We start from the raw sequence: 21,551 nt of genomic DNA on the forward strand, positions 1-21,551 counted from the left end.
GTTGATGACATCGACCAGCACGGGCTCCGCTGCCCGGCTCGCCTACGAAACCCTCGAACCCTTCCACATCCTGGCCTACTTCAACCCGGGACTGAAAGGCGCGCAGGCAGACACCGGGCTCGATCCCTACGCCTTCTACGTCGGTGCGCGCGGAGCGCCGTTCGGTCCGTGCGCGGCCTCGGTCGTCGCCTCCGCCTTCTACAACTTCAACCACGAACTCATCGCGAAGGGCTGGACGGCCGCCGTCGACGCCGGGCTCGACCGGGTCCACGAACGACGCAATCAGATGCTCGACGACTCGCTGCGAGAGATCCTCGGCGAGTCCATCGACGACTCCCTCCTCGACGAACTCGCCTCCGCCTATTACGATCTGGCCGCCCGACTACCCCTCGGCGGACGCCCGCTCGCTGCCGCGTGGTCGACGGCCCCGCGACCGGACACCGCGCGCCTACGGCTGTGGCACGCCATCGCGATTCTCCGAGAGTGGCGCGGCGACAACCACATCGCCGCTCTCGCCCTCAACGGTCTGAACGGCTTCGACGCGGCCGTCTTCCACGAGTCGCAGCTTCCCGACCCCACGGTTCGTCGTCCCACCCTGGGCAAGCGCATCGTGCTGATGACCCGCGGCTGGTCCGAACAGGACTGGCAGGACAGCGTCGATCGCCTGGTCGACGCCGGGCTGGCCGAGCGCGTTGAGGACGGGCACCGTCTCACCGCTTCCGGCGCGGCGACCTACGACGACATCGAGGCCACCACCGATGCTGTCGGAGAAGCCATCTGGGCCGGCACCGACGACCTCCTCACCCGGACGAGACCGGTCGTGAAAGCCGTCATCGATGCCGGAATCCTGCCGGGAACGAGGACGAAGTGAGCGCGCCCGCCGGCGGCTTCGAGGACCTGCGGGCGATCGAGAGCCTCAAGTATCGATACCTGCGATCCCTCGACACCAAGGACTGGGCGACGTTCGAGTCGACGCTCACCGAGGACGTCACCGGTAACTACGGTGAGAGCCTGGCCTTCTCGAATCGGAACGAGCTGGTCGGATACATGCGCGAGAACGTCGGTCCCGCAGTCATCACCGAACATCGTGTCGCACACCCGGAGATCGAGATCGACGGGGACACCGCACGCGGACGCTGGTACCTGCAGGACCGGGTCATCGTCGCCGGGTTCTCCTTCATGCTCATCGGGGCGGCGTTCTACGACGACACCTACCGCCGCACCGCAGACGGATGGCGGATCAGCAGTACCGGTTATGACCGCACGTACGAGGCCACCGTCGGGCTCGCCGACGTGCCGAGCTTCGCACTGAAGGTCGGTCCCGCAGTCCAGGTCTGAGGCCTGCCCATGCGCGCCCGCATCTTCGCCGACCGCCGCGAGGCGGGTCGGTTGCTGGGTGCGCGGGTCGTCGAAGTCCGGTACGGCGACGGGGTTCCGGAGGCCGGTGCGACAGAACCTGTCGTCCTGGGACTCGCGCGCGGCGGGGTTCCGGTCGCCCGCGAGGTCGCCGACGCCATCGCGGCGTCGACAGGCAGGTGCGCGATGGATGTGCTGGTGGTGCGCAAGATCGGGGCGCCCGGCCACGAGGAGTTCGCCATGGGCGCGCTCACCGCGCACCACCTGGTGGTCAACGACGACATACCGCGTCGGCTCGGGGTGTCCCGCAGCGAGTTCGACGAGGCCGCCGATCGACAGCGGCGCATCCTCGACGACCGCGAACGACGTTACCGCGGCGGACGTCCCGGCACCGAGCTCGGCGGCCGGACGGTCATCCTGGTCGACGACGGTCTCGCCACCGGGTCGAGCATGGCCGTCGCGGTCGACTCCGTCCGGTCCGCCGGCGCCACCCACGTGGTGGTGGCGGTACCCACGGCACCCTCCGATTCGATTCAGCGACTGCGGGATCGGGGCGCCGACGACGTGATCGTCCTCGTGACGCCGGAACCGTTCCGGGCCGTCGGCCTGTCCTACGGCGACTTCACTCAGGTGGACGACGACGAGGTGATCGCGGCCCTCAGCCGGCCGGGCGACTGAGCCGTCGAGGACCGCACTGGAAACCACCCGTCCGAGGGGCACCGGCGACCTGTCGTCGACTGTCCGTTTCCTGCGGGTGGTTTTCAGCCGGGCTTTCGCTGGTCTTTGAGGAGTAGCTCGGCAAGCTCGGCACGGTCACCCACATCCAGCTTGGTGTAGGCGCGGAACAGATGCCCTTCGACGGTGCGGACCGAGACGGTGAGTCGCTGCGCGATGTCCTTGTTGGACAAGCCCGCCGCCGCGAGGTTGGCGATCTCCCGCTCGCGCGAGGTCAACGGCAACGGTTGCGCAGCCGAGATCAGCGCCGGAGTCCGCAGGCCACCGCACTGCGACGCCAGTCGGTTCGCCACCGCGGCCGACGCCACGGTCGCGGACCGTCTGCCCGCCGCGTCGTGCAGGACACTGGCCTGCGCGGCCGCGTCCGCGGCGGACAGACACACCCCGGAGTCCTCGAACGCCGTCGAGCACAGATCGAGTTCGACCGCATCACCGTCGCGGAGGGCCGCGGCGTGGCGCGCGTACAGATCCGAGAGCGGACCGTCGACGCGCTCGGCCAGTTCGGTGAGCCGGTCGGCGACGCCGCCGTCCCCGAACCGGGCGGCGGTGTGCAGGGCCTCGGCCTCCACCGCGAACTGACCGGCGGCACGGGCGGATGCGGCCGCGGAGTGCGCGAGTTCGACGGCGGGCGTGACGGTTCCGGCGGCCGCCGACTGCCAGGCCGCCGCGATGGCGAGCATGGGCCCGAAGACGGCCACATGCTTGCCGGACCGCTTTCGCGCCTTGGCCAGCGCGGCCGCGGCACGGTCGGCCTGTCCCAGCGCACTCAGGGCCTGCACCAGGAAGATGTGGGCCGGGAAGTTCCACGACTCGGAGAACCGGCCACTGTCGAGGATGGCGAGGGTCTGCTCCATCCGCCGGGTCACCGAGGCGCACGATCCGCGGGCGAGTTCGACTGCGGCGACGAGTATTCCGGACATCGCCCAGCCCAGGTACTGCGCGGTCTGCGCGGCGGACACGAAACGCCCCGCGGCGCCGTCCGCGTCGTCGAGTCGGCCGGTGAGGGTCAGCGCGAGGGTCTCGCCGAAACCGGTGGGGAACCGGAGCAATCCGTCCACCTCGACCTCGCGCGAGTGTTCGGCCAGCGCCCCGACCTCCGCTCCCCGACCGGCGACCGCACGGGCGAGGCTGCCACCGAAGACCGCCCACTCCACCGCCCACGGCAGCGCCCTGGATTCGGCGAGGACGGTGTCGGACAGCGTGATCGCCTCGTCGATCCGGTTCTCGAAGAGGGCGCACGCCGAGGCGATTCCGGTGACGATCGGCGTGAGTGCCGGGTGGGTGACCCGCTCGGTCAGCAACCGCAGGATCTCGTCGGCCCGATCAGCGTCGCCCAGAGCCCAGAACGTGTTGCCGATGATCGAATTGCCCCACAGCACGAGTCGACCCTCGTCGAGATCGTCGGGCGAGAAGCGGGACAGGATGTCCCGCGCCTCGTCCGGATGCCCCTGCCACATGACCGCCCGCGCGAGCAACTCGGCCTCCTCGAGTCCACCGCCCTCGTCGAGCGCCGCCCGCGCGAATCGCTCGCCGAGCGGCGTCTGCGCGAGGTTCAGGGCATCGCGTGCGGCGGTCCGTACCAGCGCGAGGTCGATCTCCACGTCGCTCTCGATCGCGAGATCGGCGAGCCGAATCCGCTCGGCCGGGGTGTTCGTGGGCCGTGACTGCAACGCCTCGACGAGCCGGCCACGCAGCCGCCGCGACGACACGAGACCCAGGCGGCGCCGGATCACCTCACCGAACAGCGGATGGTGGAAGGCGACGTCGAGACGCCGCCCGTCGCGGGTGATGCGCACCAGCCCGGCGATCTCCGCCTCTTCGACGGCTTCTTCGCCGGCGAGCTCGGCGAGGACGTCGATGTCGAGGGGTTCGCACAGACTGAGGTATTTGAGGGCCCCGAGAACCGGCGCGTCGAGTTGCTCGATCCGCCCCTCGAGCAGCGATGCGAGCTCCGAGGTGATGGCGGCGCGTCCGCGTAGCTGCCACACGCCGTTGACCTGCCGCAGCGTGTCGGCCTGCCGCGCACCGTCGACGAGATGCCGTAGGAACAGGGCGTTCCCACCGGAGGCCTCCCACATGAGATCGGCCGAATGCTCCTCGAGCTGCCCGCCGAGCACTGACTCGATGAGGTCGACGCTCTGCTCTTTGGTGAACGGCGACAACGTGATCCGCGTGAGGTGATTGTCCTTCCACAGCGAGGTCACCGCATCCGGGACGGTCTCGCCGCTGCGGACCGTCGCGACGATGTGCACCGCACGGTCGATCGCGAGCTGATGCAGCAGCGTCGCCGACAGTTCGTCGAGCAGGTGGGCGTCGTCGACCCCGATCACGACATCGCCGTCGGCGAGCAGCGATTCACGGGCCGCCGCAAGGTAGGTGACCGGATCGCTCGACGTCGCCGGACCGACGAGATGCGCGAACACACCGAGCGGGATCGAGCGCGCGGACTCGGTGCCCGCCACCCAGCGCACCCCGGTCGGCAACTCGGCGGTGACGTGCCGGGCGAGGGTCGTCTTGCCCACGCCGGAGTCACCGGTCAGGACCACCCCACAGCCGGTCGTCTCACCCCTGAGGGCCGCCTGGATCGTGCGGAACTCCCGATCGCGCTCGACGAGCGGCCAATTCGTGGACATAACCGCGAATTTTAGTCTGCTGGGCCCTACAATGGGCCGCCCGGAAGCACCAATGTGGTCCGACCGGATGGCCCTGTCGACACGCGGCTAATCCCGGATTTGACATCGGCGGAAGAAAATCCGCGAACTACGCATCCCGGGCATTGGTCACGGCCACTGCCGCCGCAAGCAACACGATCGTGAAGCCCGCGAAGTAGGCCAACGAACCGTAGGCGTTCCAGTGGAACGTGTCGCTCCCGCCGGCGAGGAAGTTCCACCCGTTCAGGAACGGCAGGAACGACACGATGTGCTCGCCCACCCGCGGGAGCACCGACACGATCCGCTCGAGGGCCAGCATCCAGACGAGCACGATCGCCACCGCACCGGCCGAATGCCGCACCAACGCACCCACCGCGAGGCCGATCAGCGCGCACAGCATCGCGAAAACCGGCGTCCCCCAGAGATGCCGGACGGTCTCGGGTCCGGTCAGCGAGACTCCGACGCCGGCGAGCACCTGCGCCGCCACGACCGCGACGACGGACACGATGGCCACCACCGCGAACGAGAGTCCGCCGAACACGACCGCTTTCGCGAGGAGGACCTGTGGCCGACGCGGGATCGCCGCGAACGTCGGTCGGATCGTGCCGAAGCGATACTCGGTGGTGACGCCCAGGATCGCCATGATCGCGAGCACCGCGACCCCGAACTGGTTGACGCCGAGCAGGAAGTCGTCGGTCAGGGTGTCGGTCTCACCGGGACTGCCGTTGGAACCGCCGGCGATGGCGCCGAGCAGCACCGCGAAGCCCAGGCCCAGCACCACGACGACGCCGAGGCACCAATACGGCGACCGGGTGCTGGCGAGTTTGATCCGTTCGGCGTTGATCGCGGCGATCACCGGTTCACTCCCCCGTGGTTCCCGACGGCCCGGTTGTGGGCGTCGGGGTCGTGGACGGCGCGGTTGTCGACGGCGGTGTAGTCGACGGCGTGCGCCGTCATCGACATGAAGACCTCTTCCAGTGACGCCGACTCGGCGGCGAGTTCGTGCAGGGTGATGCCCGCGGCGGCGGCGAGGTCGCCGACCCGATCGGTCGTGGTGTCCGGCACGCGCATCACCGGGCGCCCGTGGGCATCCGGGTCGCCCGGCGCGGGATTCAGCCCCGCCGCCGCGAGCGCGGCGTGCAACTGTTCGAGCTGCGGGCCGCGCACCCGCACCGACTGCCGGGCCCGCCCGGTGAACTCCGCCACCGAACAGTCGGCGATCAGCCGGCCGCGCCCGATGACGACGAGATGGTCTGCGGTGAGCGACATCTCGGTGAGCAGATGGCTCGACACCAACACCGTCCGCCCCTCCGCGGCGAGCTTGCGCATGAACCCGCGGATCCACACGATGCCCTCCGGGTCGAGGCCGTTGACCGGCTCGTCGAACAGCAGTGTGTGCGGGTCGCCGATCAGGGCACCCGCCAGCCCGAGCCGCTGCGACATACCGAGCGAGAAGCCGCCGGCGCGCTTCTTGGCCACCGAGGTGAGCCCGACCGTCTCGAGCACCTCGTCGACGCGGGCGGCCGGGATCCGGTTGCTCGCCGCGAGCCACCGCAGGTGGGACCGCGCACTGCGATTGGGATGCACCCACCGGGCGTCGAGCAGCGCACCGACCTGCCGCAGCGGATGCTCGAGGTCCCGGTAGCGCTGCCCGTTGATCGTCGCCGTGCCCGATGTCGGGCGGTCGAGTCCGAGCATCATCCGCATGGTCGTCGACTTGCCCGCACCGTTGGGCCCCAGGAAACCGGTGACCCGTCCCGGCCCCACCTCGAAGGTGAGGTCGTCGACCGCGCGTTGACCGCCGAAGTCCTTCGTCAGATTCGCTACCTGCAACACGCCTCGACCATAGCCGCCGAATCCGGAGCGGCCCGGTCTGTCGTTCGGATGGCCGGTCGCGGGATCGCGCGTCAGTCCCGGTCGCGCCCGGGCGAGGACGCGTGCGCCCAGAAGCGCTTGGGGATCCGGCCCGCTCGCGCGGCCAGTCGGCCCCCGGCCACCGCGTGCCGCATCGCCGTCGCCATCAGTTCGGGATTCTCCGCCCGGGTCACCGCCGTGGCCAGCAGCACGCCGTCGCAACCGAGTTCCATCGCCAGGGCCGCGTCGCTCGCCGTCCCGATGCCCGCGTCGAGAATGACCGGCAGCGGGTCGTCGAAGCGGGTGTGGCAGTCGTCGACGATCATCTCGATGTTGTGCGGGTTGAGGATTCCGAGTCCGGTCCCGATGGGCGACCCGAGGGGCATCACCGCCGCCACCCCGAGATCGGCGAGTCGCGCGGCCAGGACCGGATCGTCGTTCGTGTAGGCCAGCACGACGAAACCGTCGGCCACCAGCGCGGCCGCGGCGTCGACGAGCTCGATGGCGTCGGGCATCAGGGTGCGTTCGTCGGCGACCACCTCGAGCTTCACCCAGTCGGTCTCGAACGCCTCGCGCGCCAGCTGGGCGGTCAGGACCGCCTCGGCGGTGGTGTGACAGCCCGCGGTGTTGGGCAGAACGGCGATGTCGAGCCGGCGCAGCAGATCGAAGACCCCGGTGCCCGAGGCCGCGTCGACGCGCCGAACCGCGACGGTGGTCAACTCGGTCCGCGACGCGACCAGCGCCCGTTCCAGGGTCGCGAGATTCGACGCGCCGCCGGTACCGGTGATGAGTCGCGACGAGAAGTCGCGACCGGCGATGCGCAGATGGTCCGCATCCGGGATCGTCTCGTCGCCGGACTTCTGCTCGGCCCGCGAGGCGTCGGGCTTCAGATCGGCGAGCTCAGCCACCCTGCACCGCCGTGACGATCTCGACGACGGCACCGTCGGTCATCGTGTGCCGGTCCCAGCGGCCGCGCGGGACGACCGCGCCGTCCACCGCGACCGCTATCCCCCGGTCCGGCAACCCCAGCCCCATGACGACGTCGCGCACCGACGTGTCGGCGCCGACGTCGACGCTCTTGCCGTTGACGGTGATGTTCGCGCTGATGCTCATTCCTCTGCTCCTTCCAGAATCGACAGCACGCGGGCGGCGGTGCCCGGGGCGAGGACGATCCCGTTGCGCCCGTGCCCGGTCGCCACGACCGTTCGTGTGTCCACACGGGTGACGATCGGCAATCCGTCCGCGGTGCACGGCCGCAGACCGGCCCCCGCTTCGGTCAGTTCGTAGGTCCGCAGCCCGGGGAAGACCTCGATCGCGTCGGCGAGCAGATCCGCGACCCCACCGGCTTGCGGCGCGCGGTCGGCCGTCCCCTCGGCCTCGTACTGGGTGGCGCCGACGACGACTCCGTCCTCGCGCGGCACCAGGTACACGGCCCGCCCGTGGAGGCGTGCCCGGACGACGTGGCCGGGCGGCGGCACCGACCAGCGCGTGCGGCGCAGGCGGAGGATCTCCCCCTTCGCCGCATGCAGGTCCACGTCCGGCCAGAGGGCCGCGGTGCCGAGTCCGGCGGCGAGCAGGATCTGGGTGTCGGAACCGAGGTCGTCGAGATCGGCCAGGGATTCGACGCGCGCGGAGACCAACTCGGCACCCGCCGACGTCGCGGCGGCGCGCAACGCCTCGAGCAGCCGCCGGTTGTCGACGGACCACTCGCCGACCGCGCGGTAGCCACCGACCAGTCGAGAGCTCAGCGACGGTTCCAGGGTCCGGATGTCGCGGCCGGTCACCGACTGCAGCGCGGCATCGGTGGCGGGCTGCCCGGCCCAGACGAAATCGGCGAGATGCCGCAGGTACTCGATGTCGGTGGCCGAGGCCGCGACGAACAGCGAGTCGGTGGCGGTGACGACACCCGGGTCGTCGAGCCGCTTCACGAGCGCCGGCCACAGCCGGACCGATTCGACCGAGAGGGCCAGGGACGCGTCCTCGCCGGGATGACCCTCGCCGAGTGAACCGAGCATGCCGCCGGCGACCCAGGACGCGCGCTCGTCGGTGCCGGCGTCGAGGACGCGAACCCGCCATCCGGCGTCGGCCGCGGTGAGCGCACAGGTCAGCCCGATGACACCGCCCCCGACGACCGTCAGGGCGCGGTGGGCAGGGCGCTGCGGTGGGGAGTCCACGCTGGGAATCACCTCCCTTCGCCGGAATGACCCGGATCAGGTTCGACGGTCAGCGGAATCTGTCCGCACTCTCAGCCCGGCCGATCCGGACTCCCGTGTGTTCGTGCGATCCACCCTACGCCGGGGCGTCGGGGGTCCGGTTAGCCTGGTCGGCGTGACGACCCCGAACCGCACCAGCTCCGCGTCGACGGACCCCGGCTCCGCGACGGACCGTCGCCGGCGGCTCTCCACGGCCCGCCTGTACCTGTGCACCGACGCCCGGCGCGAACGCGGTGATCTGCTCGACTTCGTCGACGCGGCGCTCGCGGGCGGCGTCGACATCGTGCAGCTGCGCGACAAGAACTCGCCGGGTGAGCGCGAGTTCGGGACCCTGGAGGCGGGCGAGGAACTCGAGATCCTCGCGGGCATGCGGACGGTCGCCGACGCGCACGGTGCCCTGCTGGCGGTCAACGACCGCGCCGACGTCGCGGCGCTTTCCGGGGCCGATGTCCTGCACGTCGGACAGGGCGACCTGTCGCCGTCGGCGGCCCGCCGGATCGTCGGACCGGACGTCGTCATCGGCGCCTCGACCCACGACCCCGAGCAGGCTGCCGCCGCGATCGCCGACGACGACGTCGACTACTTCTGCGTCGGTCCGTGCTGGACCACCCCCACCAAACCGGGCCGCGCCGCAGCCGGCCTCGACCTCGTGTCCTCAACGGCCGCAACACAATCAGCCAAGCCGTGGTTCGCCATCGGCGGTATCGACGCCGGCCGCGTCGGGGAGGTCACCGCGCTCGGGGCGCGGCGCATCGTCGTCGTGCGGGCCATCACCGCGGCCGCCGACCCGACCGCCGCAGCCACCGAGCTCGCCGGGATGCTCTAGCGGTTCGCCTCGCGGAAACACGTTTGCCCGGTCGGTGTCGCGGGTCTATGGTGGACCGATCATGTTGTGCATCACGAGCGTTCTCGTAACCCGCCGCAGCGGGGTCTGAATCTGACCGACCCCCCGCTGCGGGTCGGTTGCGCTCTCCAGTCGGTCATCCGTTCTTCGACCGAAATCGGTTTTCGAGATGCACCCTCTTCATCTACCTCGTCGATCCTGTTCGTGGACCGAGCGCGACGACCGGCACGGCGGCGACCACGTCGCCGCACGTTTCGGCCGCCCGCTTCCCCCCGGGATGCACGAGGAGGCCGCCGGGATGACCTGGCAGCAATTCACTGACGAGTACTCCCGTGGCGGCACGATCCGGCTGGGCTCCTTCTCTGCCGTCCCGTGCTCGGGCGACCTGGTCGAGTGCCGCGCGACGCTCGCGATCGCCGACCGCATCATGTCCCGCAGCGCCGTCGCCGCCGGCCCCGTCGGTGCGATGACCTCGATCCTCTACGACGTCGGCGCCCCGGTTCAGATCGTCCGATTGCACCAGCGGGTCGTCGACGGCCTGGTCACGACGTTCCTGCTGTGCGAGCACGACGGCCGGCAGGCCTGGGCCGTCGGTGAGGGCGCGAGCAGCGACGAGGCGAACGTCCACGCGCTGGTCGCCGGCGCGAACCGACTGCTCGAGTCCGACCGCGCCGGGGTGTGAGGGCTCAGCTCTGGGGATCCAACATCGCGATCCGGTCGCGGAGGACGGGCCACGCGAGTCCGAACGCGGGGTGCAGCGGTAGTTGATCGACGCGCTTCTCGTCGACCCATCGCAGTTCCGTGGATTCGAAGTTGGCGACCGTGCGGACCGGCGAGTCCGTCTCGGCGATGACCGTCGTGTAGGTCCATCCGCCGGGCGCCTCGAGGGTGACGACCGCTGCGACGACGCGCAGATCGTCGGCGGTGATCCCGGCTTCTTCCTCGGCCTCGCGGATCGCGGTGTCGATGGCACCCTCGTGCGAGTCGCGGGCCCCGCCGGGCAGCGCCCACGTGCCGCCCTGATGCGACCACGCGGCGCGGTGTTGGAGAAGCACCCCGGTCGATCCGTCCGGCAGCGGCGCGCGCAGCAGGAGGCCTGCCGCACCGTGGATACCCCAATATCGAGAACCATCGGGATCGATCACCCAGCCGTCGCCGTCGCCGCGCACCACGCCTCCTCGCAACCCGGTCGCCCCGACCGGGTGCCTCCACCGTAAGTGAGATGCGCAACACCTGCCAGGGAGACCGCGAAGCCCTCTCATCGCGGCTCGGAACCACGAGGTGCCGTCGGCGAGCACCCGGCACGCGCGAACCGCCGAGGTCGGCGGCGCGGCGCCGGTCGACTCGGGAGGAACCCGGCACGATGACATAGGGTGAAACACGCACGACCCGGTGAACGATGACCCAGATGACACAACCCCTGACGTTGATCGCCCGGTCACGCGAATCCGGAACGGGGAACCGGTGACCGTAGGACCGCACCGGAGACGATCCAGCGTTCGAGAAGGGATCAGGTAGGTGACCGGCGACGCGTCCTCCGTGCGGACGGCGCTGACGCGTGGCGGTCGCACGATCCGTCCGGCGCAGGCCTCACCCCCGATCCGCCAGGTGCTCGCCGACCGACGCGAACTCGTCGCCACCGCCCGGGAACGCGCCCAGTCCCCGTTCCAGACCCTGCGCCACTTCGCCGTCACGACCCCGGGCAAGCTGATCATCATCTGCGGAATCCTGGCGCTCGGCTGTCTGAGCACCGGCCTGTACGCATCAACGGTCCTGGAAGACCGCACCCAGACTCTGCAGCGCCTCATCGATCGGACCGAACCGCTCGCCGAGGCCGCGCAGGTTCTCTACAGCTCGCTGTCGATCGCCGATGCGTCGGCGAACGCGGCCTTCATCTCCGGCGGACTGGAGACCCCCGATCTGCGGCAGCGCTACTCCGACGCGCTGGCGACGGCGTCGTCGTCGCTGATCCTGGCCACCGGTACCTCCAGCGAACCCGGTTCCGGCATGGTGTCGGACCGAGCCGAGCAGGCGGTCAGCGCCGATCTCGAGACCCTGTCCACCTCGATCCCGGTCTACAGCGGACTCATCGAGACGGCGCGGACGAACAACCGGCTCGGCAACCCGGTGGGATCGGCGTATCTCGGCCAGGCGTCGTCGATGATGCAGGACCAGATCCTCCCGGCCGCCCAGCGCCTCTACGAACGGCGATCGATGGCCATCGCCGACCCCCAGCAGACCCTCACCCGTCCACCCTGGACCGTGTATGCGCCGCTCCTGTTCCTGCTCGCCGCGCTTGTCCTGACGTCGCGCTACCTGGCGCGGCGGACCCGGCGGCGGTTCAACATCGGCATCGTGGCGGCCATCTTCGCCCTCAGCGTCGGGACCCTGTGGTTGCTCGCCTCCGGTCTGATGTCGGTGGCCGCCACCAGCGATGCCCGCACCGAGGGCGCCGACCCGCTCCGCGACCTGACCGCCGCCCGGATCCTCACCCAGCAGGCGCGGTCGGCCGAGACGCTCTCGCTCATCCGCCGCGGTGATCAGGGCGGTCTCGAGCGCAGCTTCTCCGCGGCGACCAGCGAGATCGGCAACATCGTCGACGACGTCCGCGAGGGCACCGAAGACGGCGACAGCGCGGTCACCGGCGAACAACTGGACACGGTCACGGCGGCGCTGACCGAGTGGCGCCGCACCGACGCCGCGGTCCGCCGCTACATCCAGACCGGCAACTTCGGTCTCGCGCGCCTGCACACCGTCGGCGACGGACCGGACAGTTCGGCCCGCGCCTACACCGCGGTGGACACCGCGCTGGTCGATGCGATCACGACTGCCCGGAACTCCTTCCGGGACGACATCAACACCGCGCAACGGGTCCTCGGGTTCACCGGCACCGGCATCCTGCTGCTCACCGTCTTCGCCGGCGTCGCGGTCGTGGGCGGTCTCATCCCGCGCATCCGGGAGTACCGATGACCGTCCCCTCGCCTCGCCGCCTGCTGACCGTCGTGGTCCTGCTCGCGCTCACCGGCCTCGTCGCCACCAGCTGCGTGCGTTTCCCCGCACCTGACTCACCCCCACCGACGGCGACCGCCGGGCAACCGATGCTGCCCGGCGTCCAGTTCGACGTGCCCGTCGAACCGCCGCCGAGTTCCGAGGCCTGCAACGCGACCCTGACCCTGCGGCCGCCCGCCCAGATGCCGCCGCCTGCTCAGATGCCGATCAATTCGACGATGGCCGGCATCCTCGAGCGGGGCCGGCTCATCGTCGGGCTCGACATCGGGTCCAACCTGTTCAGCTTCCGCGATCCGATCACCGGCGACATCCAGGGCTTCGACGTCGACATCGCGCACGAGATCGCCGGCGCCATCTTCGGCGACGACCGCCGCGTCGAGTTCCAGGTGTTGAGCTCGGCGCAGCGGATCGACGCCCTGCGGGACATGACGGTCGATCTGGTGATCAAGACGATGAGCATCACCTGCGACCGGTTGCGCGACATCAGTTTCTCGGCTCCCTATTACGTCGCGTCCCAGCGCATCCTGTCGTTCCGGAACTCCAACGTGACCGGTCCGGCGCAGCTCGCCGACAAGCGGGTCTGCGCCGCGCGCGGGACCACCTCGATCGGTCGTATCCAGGCCATCCAGCCCCGAGCCAAGATCGTCAGCACGACGACCTGGGCCGATTGTCTGGTCCTGATGCAGCAGGGTCAGATCGACGCGGCGACCACCGACGACGCGATCCTCGCCGGTCTCGCCGCGCAGGATCCGTGGTTGCGGGTCGTCGGCCCCAGCCTCGGCGAGGAGTTCTACGGCGTCGGGATTCCCAAGGGCCAGGACGACATGATCCGGTTCGTCAACGGCGTGCTCGAGCGCATCCGGGTGACCGGCCGCTGGCAGGAGATCCGGGACCGGTGGCTGTCCATCCTCGACAGTGGGTACGGCGCTCCCCAGCCGTACTACCGGGACTGATCCCCATGGACGACGCGGCCCGAAACGATCACGACACAGACGACGTCACCCACGGCGAACGGGGCGACGACCTCGGCACCCAGCGGGTCTCGCTCGACGCCCTGCTCGGCGACGACGACGCCGACCTCGACGGTCCCGGCCCGGGCGGTGGCCGTCCCGGTGGTGAGGACGCCGAGACGACCGCGAAGGTGGTCGACGTCGGCACCCAGCGGGCCGACCTGGCGGCTCTGACCGAGGGCCCCGACGACACGGCCGACACCACCGACCCCCGGCCCGGCCGTCGCACCGACCCGGATGTCGGAACCCAGGCCGTCGCACCGGTGTTCACCGTCGGGGTCGACCCCGACGACCGGACCGACCGCGTCGAACGGCAGCGTCCGGCCGTGCCCCATCCCGAACCCGACTCCGGTCCGCTCGGCCGGCGTCTGGTTCCGCGGCGTCGGCCTCCGGTGCACGAGCGACGGCTCGGCAGCGGCCTGGTCGAGATGCCGAAGATCACCGACATCGAGCCCGAGGACGCCGTCATCGACGACCCGGTGATCGCCGACAGCAAGCGGTTCTGCTGGCGCTGCGGCAAACCCGTCGGTCGAGCCGAGGGCGAGGGCGCCGGTCCCCCGACCGGCGACTGTGGCAACTGCGGCGCCCGGTATTCCTTCGTCCCGGGACTGGCTCCCGGAACATTGGTCGCCGACCAGTACGAGATCGCCGGCGCCATCGCCCACGGCGGCCTCGGCTGGATCTACCTGGCCATCGACCGCAACGTGAGCGACCGGCCCGTCGTCCTCAAAGGCCTGCTGAATTCCTCGGATTCGGAGGCGCAGCGCGTCGCGGTCGCGGAACGGCAGTTCCTGGCCTCGGTCAACCATCCCGGGATCGTCAAGATCTACAACTTCGTCGAGCACGTCGACGACGATGACCGCTTCGGCTACATCGTGATGGAGTACATCGGCGGCCAGACGCTCAAACAGATCACCGCGGGCGATCCGGACAACTCCCTGCTGTCGGTGGAGCAGGGCCTGGCCTACATCCTGGAAGTGCTTCTCGCCGTGGGCTATCTGCACTCGGTCGGCCTGGTCTACAACGACGTCAAACCCGAGAACATCATGGTCGGCAGTGACGAGGTGAAGCTGATCGACCTCGGTGCGGTCTCGCCGATCAACGGCTACGGGCACCTGTACGGCACGCCCGGGTTCCAGGCACCGGAGATCGTGAAGACCGGGCCGCAGATCGCGACCGACATCTACAGCATCGGGCGCACCCTAGCGGTCCTGACCGTGCCGATGGAGATGCGGAACGGACGCTACGTCGACGGCCTGCCCGCCGCGTCGAAGACGCCTGTCTTCCGGAACAATCCGTCGTACTACCGCCTCCTGCAACGCGCCACCGCCCCCGACCCCGCCGATCGGTTCGTCTCCGCGGAGGAGATGAGCACCCAGGTGCTGAACGTGTTGCGCGAGACGGTCGCCGTGCACACGGGGGTCCCGCGGCCCGCGCTGTCCACGGTCTTCACGCCGCAGCGCTCGACGTTCGGCACCGACCTGATGCTCGCGCCGGTCGACGGCTTCTTCGACCCCGATCAGGCGGCGTTCTACGATCCGGTGGACATCGCCAACGCCCTGCCCGTCCCGCTGGTCAACCCCCTCGACCCGGCGGCGAGCCTGCTCACCTCGGCGGCGCTGTCCGACCCGCGACAGACCCTGGATTCCATCAACACCGCCCGGGCAGAGGGTTTCGCCTCGCTCTTCGGCGGCCGGCCGGTCAAGAACGCCCACCCGTCACGGGAGATCGATCTCGCCGAGGCCCGCGCGCATCTGCAACTCGACGACGTCGACACCGCGCTCGCCCTTCTCCAGGAAGTCCGCGCCCACCACGGCGATTCGTGGCGGGTCGAGTGGTACATGGGCATCTGCGCGTTGATGAACGACGAACCCGAACTGGCCTACGAACGCTTCGACGAGGTCCTCGGCGCGATGCCGGGCGAGGTCGCGCCCAAGCTCGCCGTCGCCGGCACCGCCGAACTCATCGGCCGTTGGCTCGCCGACGAGAAGGGCCCGGCGAAGTCAGCCGAGAAGATCACCAAACTGTATGACGTTGCGCAACATCACTATCACGATCTGTGGTTGACCGATCACAGCATCGTGACCGCCGCGTTCGGTCTGGCCCGGCTCGCCGTGGCGGCCGGTGACATTGATGCCGCGATCCAGCCGCTCGACGAGGTGCCGGCCACCAGCCGCCACTTCAACACCGCGCGCGCCACGGCGATCATCGCGCTCGTGCACGGGCGCCCCACCTCGCAGGTGACCCGCGAGCAGATCATCGAGGCCGCAATGCGTCTCGAGCAGATCCCGGACACCGAACCGCGCAAGGCCCGGATGCTGCTCATCGTCCTGGGCACCGCGCTGGGCTGGATCCACGACAATCCCGACGACGCCAAGCAGGACAACGAACCCTCGACGCTGCTCGGCTTCCCGTTCACCGAGTACGGCATTCGTACCGGCACCGAACGTTCGCTGCGCCAGCTGGCCCGCCTGACCCGCACCAACCGGGACCACCGGTTCATGCTCGTCGACCTCGCCAACTACGTCCGGCCGAATACGTTGTTCTAGGGCTGTCCGAAGAACGTCCCTGCTGCGTTGCGCACGAGCGGGTCTTCGTCCAGGAGCTCCGCGAGGTGGGCCTCGACCGGTGATGGACGGGTGGGCCGCACGCGCCGTGGTGGCCGGACGTCGATGACGTGGCTGGTTTTCAGCCATGAGCGGCGCGCTTGATCGCCGGGCCCCCTGCTCCCTGAGGAGCGCCCGGAGCTTGCGGAGGGCGCGTCACCCCAGCTCCCTGAGGAGCACCCGGAGCTTGCGGAGGGCGCGTCACGAAGGGTCCGGCGACCGAGCACGCGAAACCCTTGTGTGGTCGGTCCGTGGATCTCGTCGCGCACGGTGTTCAGGTGTTCTGCGAACCGCCGCGGTATGTCGGGTCCGCGGTTCAGGCGACCGGGATTGGGTGGGGCGCCGGGTTCGGCGTTCAATCGCCAGACGCAGCGGCCTTCATCAGGTCCCGAGCGCTCGATGTGCGTGGTGTACTGGCCGGGATTGTCGCCGACCATCCGGTTGTGTCGCGGGCAAGCCGGCGCGAGGTCGTCGATGTCGGTGAGACCGCCCTTGGCCCAGTCTCGTTCGGCGTGATGAAGCTCGACGTGGGTGGCGGGCTGATCGCAGCCGGGTGCCGAGCACACTTCCCCGTCAGGGCGGGCGAAGGACACGAGTCGTTGTTCGCGGGTGGCGAGGCGTTTGCCGCGCCCGAAGTGCAGCGGGACGGTGGTGGCGTCTTTGAAGATCGCCAACCATGGCTGGACGTCACCGGCCATCGCGATCAGGTCCCGGATGGGAAGCAGGGTGCCGGTGGCGGTGGTCGCGAGTCCGGCACCCCGGATCAGGTCGGAGAGGTCGGCTTTGACGATCAGTTGCACGGGTAGCCCGCGGTGCGAGGTGCCGAGTGTTCCGTCGGCGAAGCCTGCGGCGAGTGCGGCGTCGAGTGCGTCGTGATTGGTCTGGGCGAGGGTGCGGCCGTCGCGGTCGGCTGCGGCGGTGAGGGCTTCGGGGTCGGCGGTGCCGGCCGGTCCGCTGGGTGAGGCGGGGTCGTCGGGGTTGTTGAGTCCGGGTTTGCCCCACACGGCGAACATCATCGTCAGGCGGGCGTGGAGTTCGGGTGTGAGGGTGCCCGAGATTTTGGCTGTCCCGTCGGCGCGTTGCCGGCCGATCCACAGGCCGCGGCGTCGTTTCTGGTCGGTGTCGTCGGACAGGGTGCCGTCGGGGTCGAGGTGGGCGAGCAGCCGGGCACCGAGTTGGGTGATCTCGGCAGGGGTGTGGGCTTCGGCGATCTCGGCCATCTGTCGCTCGGCGGCGACTTTCACGTCGTGCTCGACAGCATGCGGGATCTGGTCGAGGACGTCGATGGCGGCCTGGACGTGCCCGGTTCCCACGGCACCCTTGGCGAAAGCCTCTGCCAGCGTGGGGTGTTCAGGTTCGAGACGGTCGCCGTTGAGGCAAGTCAGCGCGGCGGTGGCGTTCAGCTGCTTGCGTCGACGCAGCGGGTTGGAGATCCGCAGCCGGTGGGTCATGAACTGCATGAGAGTGCGGCAGCCGGTCTTGCGGGGCAGATCACGAGCCTCGATTTCGGCGACTTGCCGGTCCCCGGCGTAAGTGGTTCGAGCGATCGCGCGTTCGGTAGCGGCGGCGACTTCCGTCAGTTCTTCGTCGGTGCACGGGGACAAGTCGACGGTCTGCAGTTTGTCGAGGGTCGCGTGCAGCTCGGCCACCAACTCGACGGCGCGCGGTTGCGGCGTGATTGATTCGTCAGACATTGTCACCCCCCGGAGACGATTGCGCGAATACATGTTCGAGCGTAGACGCTATAGCACTGGTGTGCAACGTTTTTCGTTGCCCATTCGCAGCGAGCATCTTGTCGGTGGCGCGTGGTAGGGCAGCCGATTCTCGCACCTGCGGCCGAGGATCAGCCCGCCACCACCGCCGCCGACTGCCGGGCGATGGCCAGCTCCTCATTGGTCGGGACTACGAGCACGTCCACCGCGCTGTCATCCGCCGAGATGCGTCGAGCATCTTTGCCACGCACAGCGTTTCGCTCGTCATCGACGACGATCCCGAACCCTTCCAACCCCGCGAGCGCACGGGCGCGGACGACCGCGGAGTTCTCCCCTACACCGGCCGTGAAGGTGATGGCGTCGACGCGGCCGAGGGCGAAGGCGTAGGCACCGATATAACGGCGCAGGCGGTGGATGTAGACGTCGAAGGCGCGTCGGGCGGCATCGTCACCGTTGTCCATCAACTCGGCGATCGCGCGGAAGTCGTTCTCGCCGCACAGACCTCGAAGTCCCGAACGCTTGTTGAGCAGCGTGTCGATCTCGTCGACGGACAGGTTCGCCACCCGGTTCAGATGCAGGACCAGTCCGGGGTCGAGGTCACCGCTGCGGGTCCCCATCACCAGCCCCTCGAGCGGGGTCATCCCCATCGACGTGTCGATCGGCTGCCCGCCCGCGATGGCCGACGCCGACGCGCCGTTGCCCAGGTGCAGCACGATCTGGTTCAGCGACGCCGGGTCGCGGTCGAGGAACTCGGCCACCCGGCCGGAGACGTACTCGTGGCTGGTGCCGTGAAAACCGTAGCGGCGGATGGCATGTTCGTCGGCGACCGCACGGTCGATCGCGTACGTCGCCGACGCGTCAGGGAGCCCGTGGAAGAACGCGGTGTCGAACACGGCCACCGAGGGGACGTCGGGGAGCAACTCCCGGGCCGCCAGGATGCCGACCAGGTTGGCCGGATTGTGCAGCGGCGCCAGCGGGGAGATCCGCTCGATCTCCGAGATCACCTCAGGGGTCACCACCGTCGGCTCGTAGAACGACCGGCCACCGTGCACCACCCGATGTCCGACCGCGCTCAGTCCCGCGTCGGCCAGATCGGTTCCGTTGTCGGCGAAGAAGCGCTCCGCGCGTCGGACCGCAGCGAGGTGATCGTCGAGTTCCAGTGTCTCGGTGACAGTCTCGCCGTTCTGTTCGTGAGTCATCGACGAACCGGAGTCGCCGATCCGCTCCGCGATTCCCTCCGCGATCACCGTGCCGTCCGCCGGTTGCACCAGTCGGTATTTCAGCGACGACGAGCCGGCGTTGAGCACCAGCACCGCACCCGACGCCCCGCTCATCGGGGACCCTCGGCCTCGGCGGAGGCGACGTTCTCGGCGAGTGGGTCAACACCTTCCTGCTGGGCCTGGATCGCGGTGATGGCGACCGTGTTCACGATGTCCGAGACGAGGGCGCCGCGACTCAGGTCGTTGATCGGCTTGTTCAAGCCCTGCAGCACCGGGCCGATCGCGACCGCGCCCGCGCTGCGTTGCACCGCCTTGTACGTGTTGTTGCCCGTGTTGAGGTCGGGAAAGATCAGCACGGTCGCACGGCCGGCCACCGGCGAGTCGGGCATCTTGGTCTTCGCCACCGAGGGTTCCACCGCGGCGTCGTACTGGATCGGCCCCTCGACCAGCAGATCGGGTTGCCGCTCGCGCACGAGTTCGGTTGCGGTCTTGACCTTCTCGACGTCGGCACCCGATCCGGACGTCCCGGTCGAGTACGACAGCATCGCGACCCGGGGATCGATACCGAAGGCCGCCGAGGTCTGCGCCGAGGAGATGGCGATGTCGGCGAGCTGTTCGTCGGACGGATCCGGGACGATGGCGCAGTCTCCGTACGCGAGCACCTTGTCGGCCAGGCACATGAAGAACACGCTCGACACGGTGGACACCCCCGGCTTGGTCTTGATGATCTCGAAGGCCGGCCGGATCGTGTGGGCCGTGGTGTGCGACGCCCCCGACACCATCCCGTCGGCGCGCCCGGTGTGCACCATCATCGTGCCGAAGTACGACACGTCCCGCATCTTCTCCTGTGCCCGTTCCAGATCCATGCCCTTGTGTTTGCGCAGCTCGGTGTAGATCCGGGCGAACTCGTCGAGATACTCCGACTCGGCCGGGTCGATGACCCTGACGTCGGAGAGGTCGAGTCCGAGTTCGATGGAGCGCTCGCGCACCGCTTCGGGATCACCGAGCAGAGTGAGGTCGGCAACGCTGCGCCGCGCAAGCCTGTTGGCGGCCCGTAGGATTCGGTCGTCGTCGCCCTCCGGTAACACGATGTGCTTCCGGTCGGCGCGCGCGCGGGAGATCAGCCGGTACTCGAACATCTGCGGCGTCACCACGGTCGGCGTCGACACGTTGAGGTTGCGCATGACCTTCTCGGGGTCGACATGGGTCTCCATCATCGCCAGTGCGGCCTCGATCTTGTGTACCGAGCCCACCCCCACCTTGCCGCGCGTGTGAGCGGCGGTACGCGCGGTGTCGTAGGTGCCCTGCGGGCAGCTGATGATCGGCAGGGTCGGCTTCAACCCGCTCACCAGCGCCTCGATCATCGGGTGCGGTTTGAGTCCGCCGTTGAGGATGATGCCGGCCAGACGCGGGAAACCCTGTGCGGTGTTGGCGTTCACGAGTGCCAGGAGAACATCCGACCGGTCGGCGGGCGTGATGACCACGGTGCCGTCGGTGAGCCGCTCCAGGATGTGCTCGACGGTCATGCCACCGACCATCACCCGGAGCGCCTCGCGGTCGAGCAATTCCTCGTCACCGCTGTACATCGTCGCGCCGAGCGCCTCCTTGAGTTCCCCCATCGTAGGGGCGAAGAGCACCGGGTCCTCGGGTAGGCACAGCGCCGGAACCCCGGTGCTGCGCAACTGGTCCCGGATCTCGTCGATGCGATCGGGGTCACACCGGTTGGCGACGAGCGCGACAGGGGTGGCATGGGCAGCGGTCACCTCGGCGATCAGGCCCTCGGCCAGACCGTGCATCTCTTCCGGCGACCGGTCGATCGCCTTGATCGCCAACACCATCGGCGCCGACAGATTCGCGGCGATCCGGGCGTTGTAGCTCAGCTCCGACGGGGTGCCGACATCGGTGTAATCCGAACCCACGATGACCACGCGGTCGCAGCGGGACTGGATCGCGTGGAAGCGCGCGACGATCTCGGCGACCGCGCCCTCGGGATCGTTGTGCACCTCCTCGTAGGTGACACCGAGACAGTCCTCGTACGGGAGGTCGGCGGATTCGTAGTCGAGGAGGAGATCGAGGATCGGATCACGATCCTCCGCGGCCGTCCGCGAGATCGGACGGAACACCCCGACCCGCCCGCCGGTCGCCGACAGCAGGGCCAGCAACCCCAGCGCGACGATGGACTTACCGGTCTCGCCTTCAGCCGAGGCGATGTAGATGCTGGTCGTGGGGTCGGCGACGATCTGATCCGCGCTCGCGGGTCCGTCGGCGTCGGCGGTCTGAACTCTATCCGTGGCCATGCGCCCCAGCATAGTGGCGGACGGACCGGGCAACCCCGGTCCCG

The 21,551-nt window shown here is 69.4% G+C and carries 18 protein-coding genes and 1 riboswitch; of the genes, 8 read left to right on the top strand and 10 right to left on the bottom strand.

From position 1 onward, the window contains the following. Positions 1-4 precede the first annotated feature (4 nt). From M4D77_RS11285 to M4D77_RS11295, 3 genes are read left to right on the top strand one after another with little or no spacing between them, the layout of a single operon-like run. Complete coding sequence (locus M4D77_RS11285) at positions 5-871, top strand: SCO6745 family protein (protein WP_247450395.1); 867 nt, start codon at positions 5-7, stop codon at positions 869-871. Next, complete coding sequence (locus M4D77_RS11290) at positions 868-1,338, top strand: nuclear transport factor 2 family protein (RefSeq protein WP_247450397.1); 471 nt, start codon at positions 868-870, stop codon at positions 1,336-1,338. Before M4D77_RS11285 ends, M4D77_RS11290 begins: the two co-directional genes overlap by 4 nt. 9 nt (positions 1,339-1,347) lie before the next feature. Further along, positions 1,348-2,034: a phosphoribosyltransferase gene (locus M4D77_RS11295; protein ID WP_247450399.1), complete on the top strand. Its 687-nt coding sequence runs from the start codon at positions 1,348-1,350 to the stop codon at positions 2,032-2,034. Positions 2,035-2,117: 83 nt separating this feature from the next. On the opposite strand, the gene M4D77_RS11300 is transcribed toward M4D77_RS11295, so the two are convergent. The 6 genes from M4D77_RS11300 to thiO all read right to left on the bottom strand — a co-directional run bounded on the left by M4D77_RS11300 (position 2,118) and on the right by thiO (position 8,770). Further along, entirely contained in the window at positions 2,118-4,724 is a 2,607-nt protein-coding gene (locus M4D77_RS11300) for a LuxR C-terminal-related transcriptional regulator (RefSeq protein ID WP_259936222.1), read from the bottom strand. Between the two features lie 127 nt (positions 4,725-4,851). Further along, entirely contained in the window at positions 4,852-5,598 is a 747-nt protein-coding gene (locus M4D77_RS11305; protein ID WP_259936223.1) for an ABC transporter permease, read from the bottom strand. Then, positions 5,595-6,578, bottom strand: a complete 984-nt coding sequence (locus M4D77_RS11310) for an ABC transporter ATP-binding protein (RefSeq protein WP_259936224.1) — start codon at positions 6,576-6,578, stop codon at positions 5,595-5,597. Before M4D77_RS11310 ends, M4D77_RS11305 begins: the two co-directional genes overlap by 4 nt. Positions 6,579-6,649: 71 nt before the next feature. Then, positions 6,650-7,438 (bottom strand): thiazole synthase, encoded by a 789-nt coding sequence (locus M4D77_RS11315; RefSeq protein WP_311199316.1) that lies wholly within the window; start codon positions 7,436-7,438, stop codon positions 6,650-6,652. Positions 7,439-7,496: 58 nt separating this feature from the next. After that, positions 7,497-7,709 carry a sulfur carrier protein ThiS gene (gene thiS, locus M4D77_RS11320; RefSeq protein ID WP_137809663.1) on the bottom strand — a complete coding sequence of 71 codons (213 nt, stop codon included), beginning with the start codon at positions 7,707-7,709 and terminating at the stop codon, positions 7,497-7,499. Beyond that, positions 7,706-8,770, bottom strand: a complete 1,065-nt coding sequence (thiO, locus tag M4D77_RS11325; RefSeq protein ID WP_137809662.1) for a glycine oxidase ThiO — start codon at positions 8,768-8,770, stop codon at positions 7,706-7,708. The genes thiS and thiO overlap by 4 nt, the downstream gene beginning before the upstream one ends. After that, a riboswitch (TPP riboswitch) is annotated at positions 8,767-8,876 on the bottom strand. (Overlaps the previous gene by 4 nt.) Positions 8,877-8,924: 48 nt before the next feature. On the opposite strand from thiO, the gene thiE reads away from it, so the two are divergent. Together thiE and M4D77_RS11335 are read left to right on the top strand one after the other, a co-directional pair. Next, positions 8,925-9,635: a thiamine phosphate synthase gene (thiE, locus tag M4D77_RS11330; protein WP_137809661.1), complete on the top strand. Its 711-nt coding sequence runs from the start codon at positions 8,925-8,927 to the stop codon at positions 9,633-9,635. 316 nt (positions 9,636-9,951) lie between these two features. Continuing rightward, positions 9,952-10,335, top strand: a complete 384-nt coding sequence (locus tag M4D77_RS11335; protein ID WP_137809660.1) for a hypothetical protein — start codon at positions 9,952-9,954, stop codon at positions 10,333-10,335. Positions 10,336-10,339: 4 nt separating this feature from the next. Here M4D77_RS11335 and M4D77_RS11340 read toward each other — a convergent pair whose 3' ends face one another. Continuing rightward, the gene (locus M4D77_RS11340; protein WP_211539767.1) at positions 10,340-10,822 is read right to left on the bottom strand and encodes an NUDIX hydrolase; all 483 of its coding nucleotides are present in this window, start codon (positions 10,820-10,822) and stop codon (positions 10,340-10,342) included. Positions 10,823-11,171: 349 nt separating this feature from the next. Between M4D77_RS11340 and M4D77_RS11345 the strand changes: the two genes are divergently transcribed. From M4D77_RS11345 to M4D77_RS11355, 3 genes are read left to right on the top strand one after another with little or no spacing between them, the layout of a single operon-like run. Further along, positions 11,172-12,623, top strand: coding sequence for a hypothetical protein (locus tag M4D77_RS11345; protein WP_058249606.1), 1,452 nt, complete (start codon positions 11,172-11,174; stop codon positions 12,621-12,623). Beyond that, on the top strand, positions 12,620-13,615 hold the full coding sequence (locus M4D77_RS11350; protein WP_259936225.1) for a glutamate ABC transporter substrate-binding protein: 996 nt from the start codon (positions 12,620-12,622) through the stop codon (positions 13,613-13,615). Before M4D77_RS11345 ends, M4D77_RS11350 begins: the two co-directional genes overlap by 4 nt. A gap of 5 nt (positions 13,616-13,620) precedes the next feature. Then, positions 13,621-16,221 (top strand): serine/threonine-protein kinase, encoded by a 2,601-nt coding sequence (locus tag M4D77_RS11355; protein ID WP_259936226.1) that lies wholly within the window; start codon positions 13,621-13,623, stop codon positions 16,219-16,221. Here M4D77_RS11355 and M4D77_RS11360 read toward each other — a convergent pair. From M4D77_RS11360 to pta, 3 genes are all read right to left on the bottom strand, one after another. After that, positions 16,218-17,972 carry an HNH endonuclease signature motif containing protein gene (locus M4D77_RS11360; RefSeq protein WP_259936227.1) on the bottom strand — a complete coding sequence of 585 codons (1,755 nt, stop codon included), beginning with the start codon at positions 17,970-17,972 and terminating at the stop codon, positions 16,218-16,220. The genes M4D77_RS11355 and M4D77_RS11360 overlap by 4 nt on opposite strands. 149 nt (positions 17,973-18,121) lie before the next feature. Further along, the gene (locus M4D77_RS11365; protein ID WP_259936228.1) at positions 18,122-19,324 is read right to left on the bottom strand and encodes an acetate kinase; all 1,203 of its coding nucleotides are present in this window, start codon (positions 19,322-19,324) and stop codon (positions 18,122-18,124) included. Beyond that, the gene (gene pta / locus M4D77_RS11370) at positions 19,321-21,519 is read right to left on the bottom strand and encodes a phosphate acetyltransferase (protein WP_259936229.1); all 2,199 of its coding nucleotides are present in this window, start codon (positions 21,517-21,519) and stop codon (positions 19,321-19,323) included. The genes M4D77_RS11365 and pta overlap by 4 nt, the downstream gene beginning before the upstream one ends. Positions 21,520-21,551: the final 32 nt, after the last annotated feature.

This window comes from Gordonia sp. p3-SID1431 (assembly GCF_025143765.1).
Lineage (GTDB): Bacteria > Actinomycetota > Actinomycetes > Mycobacteriales > Mycobacteriaceae > Gordonia > Gordonia hongkongensis.

Coding starts and splice junctions, on each gene's coding strand:
- M4D77_RS11285 (WP_247450395.1), top strand. CDS start 5: ATGACATCGACCAGCACGGGCTCCGCTGCCCGGCTCGCCTACGAAACC.
- M4D77_RS11295 (WP_247450399.1), top strand. CDS start 1,348: ATGCGCGCCCGCATCTTCGCCGACCGCCGCGAGGCGGGTCGGTTGCTG.
- M4D77_RS11300 (WP_259936222.1), bottom strand. CDS start 4,724: ATGTCCACGAATTGGCCGCTCGTCGAGCGCGATCGGGAGTTCCGCACG.
- thiS (WP_137809663.1), bottom strand. CDS start 7,709: ATGAGCATCAGCGCGAACATCACCGTCAACGGCAAGAGCGTCGACGTC.
- M4D77_RS11335 (WP_137809660.1), top strand. CDS start 9,952: ATGACCTGGCAGCAATTCACTGACGAGTACTCCCGTGGCGGCACGATC.
- M4D77_RS11350 (WP_259936225.1), top strand. CDS start 12,620: ATGACCGTCCCCTCGCCTCGCCGCCTGCTGACCGTCGTGGTCCTGCTC.
- M4D77_RS11355 (WP_259936226.1), top strand. CDS start 13,621: ATGGACGACGCGGCCCGAAACGATCACGACACAGACGACGTCACCCAC.
- M4D77_RS11360 (WP_259936227.1), bottom strand. CDS start 17,972: ATGTCTGACGAATCAATCACGCCGCAACCGCGCGCCGTCGAGTTGGTG.
- M4D77_RS11365 (WP_259936228.1), bottom strand. CDS start 19,324: ATGAGCGGGGCGTCGGGTGCGGTGCTGGTGCTCAACGCCGGCTCGTCG.
- pta (WP_259936229.1), bottom strand. CDS start 21,519: ATGCTGGGGCGCATGGCCACGGATAGAGTTCAGACCGCCGACGCCGAC.